Here is a 6,542-nt window from a genome sequence, read left to right as displayed (position 1 = left end):
GAGAAAATCCTCTACTCTCAATATATATTTCCATATAAATCTAAATCTCCTTATTAATTGATAATGGATAATTGATAAAATTTAAATGAAAACCATCTCTAATTAGGGTTTGCCGATCAAATATAAAAGTATTGATCTTCTAAAGCTTCAGCCTTTTTAGACAGGACTTAAGTAAAAAATGAGATTATACACTATCTGTAGGGGCGAATGCCATTCGCCCCTACTAAATATTTTGGTTTTGTGTAATACCAATTTTAAAAAAGAATGTTACGAAACTCTGCTTTTTTCAGCTAACCTATCAATTATTAATTATCCATTTCTATAACAACTCTTTCCCCTGCAATACTGCAAATCCTCCACTAATTTTACAACCCTTAGAAAACTGAATTAGTGCATTTTTGATATGAGCATCTAAACCCATCCAATTCATCACAACTTGTAAAAATTTATGGGTGCGTTTCTCATTGTAGATCTTCAACAAAAACCTTAATAAATAACGTAAAGGTTGGTCATTATCTTGGGGATTATACTGGGCATCGCGACTAATTTTTCTAAATCCAAAGGTAGGTAAATAATCCTTTCTTGGTTCTTCAATCATTGTACAAACTACACAGCCTAAAGTTTGCACTGGAGTAATAGCTATGGCAACTTGAGAATTTAAAGTAGGAGAGGATAAAAAATTCAGTAAGTCAGCATATTCTTTTTTTATTCTTTCTAATAATTGTTTGGCTGCTCTGTCTCCTTTTCTCATTTCCATCTCACATTTAACTGGAGCAAATATAACTAACCGAGGTTCCTGAATATCTTTATAAGCTTCTTTAAACATGGCTGTTATTTGCTTTGGTTTATTCACATATTCATTAAATTTTCCCTTCGACATCATTAATGCTGGAGTATCAATAGCAATTACAACCGCAGCAGCATCATTCATTAATTCTCTCACAAATTTCTTTTCGTTAGGACTCGCTTTATCAGAAATAAAACCTCCTGGATAATCATAAAAATTAAGTCTTAAAAATGGTTTTTTATCCTGTTCAGCTAAGTCAAATATAAAAGAACGAACTTCTGAAGAACCGGGAATACCTGCTCCTGGTTGTACTTTAAAACTTTCTGCCAAACTTTTTAATTCCTTCAGGCGTTTTTTGAGAATAGCATTACTTTCTGCTTCTGGAATAAGTTGGAGATTTGCCTGAAAACTTATTCTTTTAAATTGTTCGTACATTGAAGTTAATAGGCTAGTTTTTCCAACAGCACTAGGACCTAGAAGTGTAATTTTTAGTTCATTCATGGTGATAATAATTCCTTGATTTAATTGTAGGTATATTAGGTACGAACACTAATGATAAAAATTTTGTGGTGTAGGCATCTTGCTTGTCACAGGTGTAGCTCACTTAAATAAAATTAGCTGTAATAGTGGTCTGTTTATTTGTACTTATAGCGGTTTTTTACAAAGGTATACTACAGAAAACAAGAAACAGCAAATTCCAGATTAATGTGATACAACTAACGGAATAAATATTTTGTGCTTGTTCCTTATTCCCTATTACTTATCTCTCCATCTCCCCTATTTCCTATTCCCGAAAACTATAAATATATGTACTTCCAAAAGCAAGGCAAGATTTTATCTAGGAATCACGATCGTAAAAATTGTACCTTCCCTAACTGTCGAATTATATCAAATCCGAATAATTACTATACTCAAGTCATTGCGACTAGAACGGAGTGGAAGGTTTGCGGAGCATTCCGGAACGGATAGCAATCTCAGGGGGGCGCGGAGATTGCTTCCTATCGTCGCAATGACTACTGTTTAACCGGATTCTATATTACAGCTAATCTTATTGAATAATTAATAATTAAACACCTTGGTTTAAAGTCTCCCCTTTTATATCAAATCCGGATCGTTAGTTATTGTAAGTCCGCAGCGACTGGAACGCAGTGGAAGGTTTGCGGAGCATTCCGGAACGGATAGCAATCTCAGGGGGGCGCGGAGATTGCTTCCTATCGTCGCAATGACTAAATTAATATCATGTCTGGATGATTAGGTATGATAAAATTTTCTATGATAAAATACCTCTCTTAAAATTCTGACTCCTGACTCCTGACTCCTACATTTTTATCTCAACGTTTTTTTTGTTGGATAGGAATTTCTATAAAAAAGGTTGTTTCTCCAGGTTGAGATTGACAAGATAAACTTCCTTCGTGTTGTTCAGTAATAATTTGATAGGCTATTGATAAACCCAAACCCGTTCCTTTTCCCACCGCTTTTGTTGTGAAAAAGGGATCGAAAATGCGATCGCGAATTTCTTCTTTTATTCCCATGCCATTATCCGATATTGCTATCGTTAGAGTTTCTCCATTAGTTTGAGTGCGCAGGCAAATCCGAGGCTGAATTTCCGGCGATGATTCTAACGCATCAATAGCATTATTAATAATATTCATAAACACCTGATTCAGTTGCCCTGCATAGCACTCGACTCTGGGTAAATTCCGGTAATCTTTCACAACTTGAATTTCTACCCCTCCTTCTCGCCCCTCTAAGCGAGATTGCAAAATAGTCAGGGTACTTTCTATTCCCTCATGTAAATCTACTACTTTCAATTCCGCTTCATCTAATCGAGAAAAGTTTCGCAAAGCCTGCACAATTTTTTGCACCCGCTCCACCCCAGATTTCATCGACTCTAAAATTTTGTGGAAATCTGCTTGAGAATACTCCAAATCTATGTCTGCGATGATTTCCTCAATTTCTGGATTTGTTTCGGGGAAGTGATGTTGGTAAAGATCAATAACCCGAATGAAATCCTCAGCATAATCTCTTGCATGATTAATATTTCCATAGATGAAATTGATAGGATTGTTGATTTCGTGAGCAATACCAGCAACCATTTGTCCTAAACTAAACATTTTTTCACTTTGAATCAGAGCAACTTGAGTCCGTTGTAGCTCTTGGAGTTCTCGTTCAAGTTGAATTGCTTGTTGTGCTCGTTGGTAGAGGCGGGCATTTTCCAGAGTAATAGCAGCTTGAGCGCAGAGCAATTCCAGCACTTCTACCCTGTTTGGGGTAAAAGCACCTATTGTCTGATTGTTTTCAAGATAAACAATACCAATGAATCGTCCGCGTTTCAACAGAGGCAGACATAAAATAGAACGAGGTTGATTTTCTTTGATATACCTATCTCGTACATAGTCAGTCTCCCTTGCACCATTATCTAATATCAGAGACGTTTGCGTGTGTTTGACAGTATTGACTATCGCCAATGGTACTTCTAGACTATCTTCAACGGGAATGCTTTCTATGGGTTGAGTTTTTCCGTCAGCGAGCTTGGCTTCTATGATTAAGGTGTTCTCACGGAATAACATTAATGCCACGGTCTCGGCACCAGCATTTTCTTGGATAACTTGCATGAAGTTAGCAATAGCGCCCTCAAGGTCGATTTCTTGGGAAAGGCTGCGGGATGCTTTCATAAGAGAGGCTAAATCTAACATTTCTCTAGTGGCGGCACTGGTATTGGCAACCGTTCCTTTAGCCAGATTTACTATCGTATCGTTGGCTTTTCCACTCAATTGTTGCCGTTGGAGAATGGGAGAGAGCAGTTGGGAATAACGTTTTTCCAGGTCGTCGGTTTTAGCTTTTGCTCCCCACTGAGTGTAACAATAATAGGCTTGTTGCATATAAAGGACTGCAAATTTTTCTTTACCCCAGTTGAGATAAAATTTAGCTGCCAGTTCGTTGGCGAGGGCTTCTTCTTGAATGTATTCGTTTTCTTTCGCTCCTGCAATTGCGCTATCATACAGTTCCATTGCCTGCAAGGAATCACCATTAATACCAGCAATTTCTGCTGAAACAAGCTGATATTTATGCAAAAAGTTTTCCGGACAATGTTGAGACCATGTGTAAAGAACTTGTTGTAGATCCTCAAGTTCTTGCCAGTCAATTGCTTGTTTCTTTTCATCTAAGGTAGCAAAAATTGCAGCTAGACTGAGTGGATAGTAGGTATGGTAAATAATGATCGGGAAAAATCCGAAATTTGCAGGCAATGTAGGTTTCAAGAATCGAGCAACTCTAACTACTCCCCAATAATCTTCTTTTAGATAAAGTCGTTGCAAAACCAAAAAACCATACCAATTAATCCCATGGTCAAAATTTTTCTGTTGCCAACTTGAAATCAAAGAACTATCAAGAAAACCTTGGCAAGTGAACATTTCATTTGCCATAGAATTATCCATGAGTTCTTGTATAAATTTCTGTTTGATTTCAAAAGAATGCAGCATATTTTGATCGTTAACATCTTGGACATAGCTCATATATTTCTGAATTTCTTCATGAATCAAATCAAGGTCACTACCTTTGATGATATGAGTCCAAATCATAAAATCAACAGCCCATACTCCAAAAATTAAATCTCCTAATTCCGTGCAAATCTCAAAAGACTGTCGATATAAGGGTAAATTCTCTTTGAGTGGACGTATATAAGGATTAATTGCATGGCAAAAATGATTAGTATTTTTGGCAATGAAATGCTTGTTATTAAATTTTTGATCGACATCAAGTGAAACTCGACCAAACTCATAAGCTTCTTTGTATTGCCCTTGATATGCTAATGTCATACCATAGCAACAAAAAGAGAAACTAGAACTCTCGGTACGACCGTATTTGAGAGAAAGATTCATCATGCGTAACATCGTTAACCTGTTGAGGTTTGAATGTCCGGCAATATAAGTAACCGACCAGAGGATGTTCAGGAGTTTCATACAGCTTTGCTGAACCGGATCGCTCATATCGGGTAATTCTAGAAGTATCGTAGGTGAAACTGTTTTAAAGGAATCTCTAACTTTTTGGTGTTCTCGTTCGACAAGAGAACTAAGTGTTTCTGAATCTGTAGACAGTTCCATTCCCAAAATAGCTAATCCTTTGAGACCTGCTTCAATACCTGATAAATAATCGATGCCTTGGGTCCCGCGCTGGGTCATTAAAATGCTATAAATACGAGCTGCATCAAGTGTATTCTTGACCTTAAGCAGAACCTTGTTGAGGATTTTTTCAGATTCTTCAAACTGTCCTAAAAAATAATGACATTCTGCTTTTTCTCGACTGAGATCTAGTTTGAATTGATAGGACTCAATCCAACTATTTGCAGGAAGCCGAGACAGACCAAAATCGAAATAATCAATGGCTGCTTGATAAGCAATAGAGAGCTTCGCTTTCATCCCAGCAGATAAGGCAAGCTTTGCGAGTTTTCTGCTAGAAAGAGCAAGAGGATCGGCATTAATTCCCACCATCAAATGACTCAAGATATTAAAAATATTATCATCCGAACCTATAACTGATTGATGGGCAAGTAATAATTTGCCAATTGTGAGATGAACGGACTGTTTTTGAGTGTCGTCAATTAGTAGATAAGCGGCTTGCTGTACTCGATCGTGTAGGAAACGATAACTCACGGAAATATCCTTGGCTTCCTCCTTGTTTTGTTCCCCTCCCTGGAAAAATTTGTAGGCTTGGCTTTGAGGTAAAGTCAATCCTTCTCGCAAGGCACTCCATAGAGCTGCTGCCACTTCCTCAGAAGGGGTTTCACAGATAATAGCTAAGGTCTCTAGGTCGAATTGATTCCCTATACAGGCAGCCAACTTCAGAACATTTTGTGTTTCTTCGGGCAATTTATGCAATCTTCCTGCCATAAATTCTACCACATCATCAGTTAGGGCTGCATCTCGCACCTTCACTAAATCGCATTCCCAATATCTCAAATTTTGATTAAAAGTAATGAACTCATCCTCATGCAATCCTTTTAAGAACTGAGTTGTAAAGAAGGGATTGCCTTTCGTCTTTTGATAAACTAAATCTGTTAAGGGAGCAGCTAACTCTACCGAACAACTCAGAGTTTCCGCTACCAATTGATTGATATGAGCTACAGACAAGGGAGCCAGAGTAATAGTCGAAATTGTTGTCTGTTGTTTCTCTAATTCTCCTAAACATAACATCAACGGATGAGCCGGGAAAACTTCATGATCTCGATATGCCCCCAACAGCAGCAAATATCTCGTCCGACTGTCTCCCATCAATACTTTCAATAAGTTTAACGAGGCCGAGTCCGCCCATTGCAAGTCATCGAGAAAGAGGGTTAATGGATGCTCAACGGTTGTGAAGATGGCGATAAATTTCTCAAACAGGAGGTTAAAGCGGTTCTGAGCTGCACTGCCTGATAGTTCGGGCACTGGGGGCTGTTGTCCGATAATCCTTTCCAGTTCGGGTATGACTTCGATGAGAACTTGCCCGCTTTCTCCTACTGCTTCTAGGATTTTCTCTTTCCACTCTTGCAATTGGGCATCACTTTCTCCGAGTAGTTGCCCCATTAAATCTCGGAAGGCTTGGACAAAGGCAGAGAAGGGAATATTGCGATTAAATTGGTCGAATTTGCCTTTGATAAAATATCCTTTTTGTCTAGTTATGGGTTTGTGAACTTCATTTACCACCGCAGTTTTGCCTATACCAGAAAATCCAGCTACGAGCATTATTTCGGCTCCTCCCCCCTTCTCCCCCCTTC

The 6,542-nt window shown here is 38.2% G+C and carries 2 protein-coding genes; both read right to left on the bottom strand.

Annotation, left to right across the window (positions count from 1 at the left end):
* Positions 1-319 precede the first annotated feature (319 nt).
* Positions 320-1,288 carry a hypothetical protein gene (locus AFK68_RS16030; protein WP_094673653.1) on the bottom strand — a complete coding sequence of 323 codons (969 nt, stop codon included), beginning with the start codon at positions 1,286-1,288 and terminating at the stop codon, positions 320-322.
* Between the two features lie 830 nt (positions 1,289-2,118).
* A complete protein-coding gene (locus tag AFK68_RS16025; protein ID WP_371357413.1) occupies positions 2,119-6,513 on the bottom strand; it encodes an AAA family ATPase in 4,395 nt (1,464 codons plus the stop codon).
* Positions 6,514-6,542 lie beyond the last annotated feature (29 nt).

Origin of the sequence: Hydrocoleum sp. CS-953 (assembly GCF_002260545.1) — a bacterium.
Lineage (GTDB): Bacteria > Cyanobacteriota > Cyanobacteriia > Cyanobacteriales > Microcoleaceae > Trichodesmium.
This window is presented reverse-complemented; position numbering and strand designations above follow the sequence as displayed.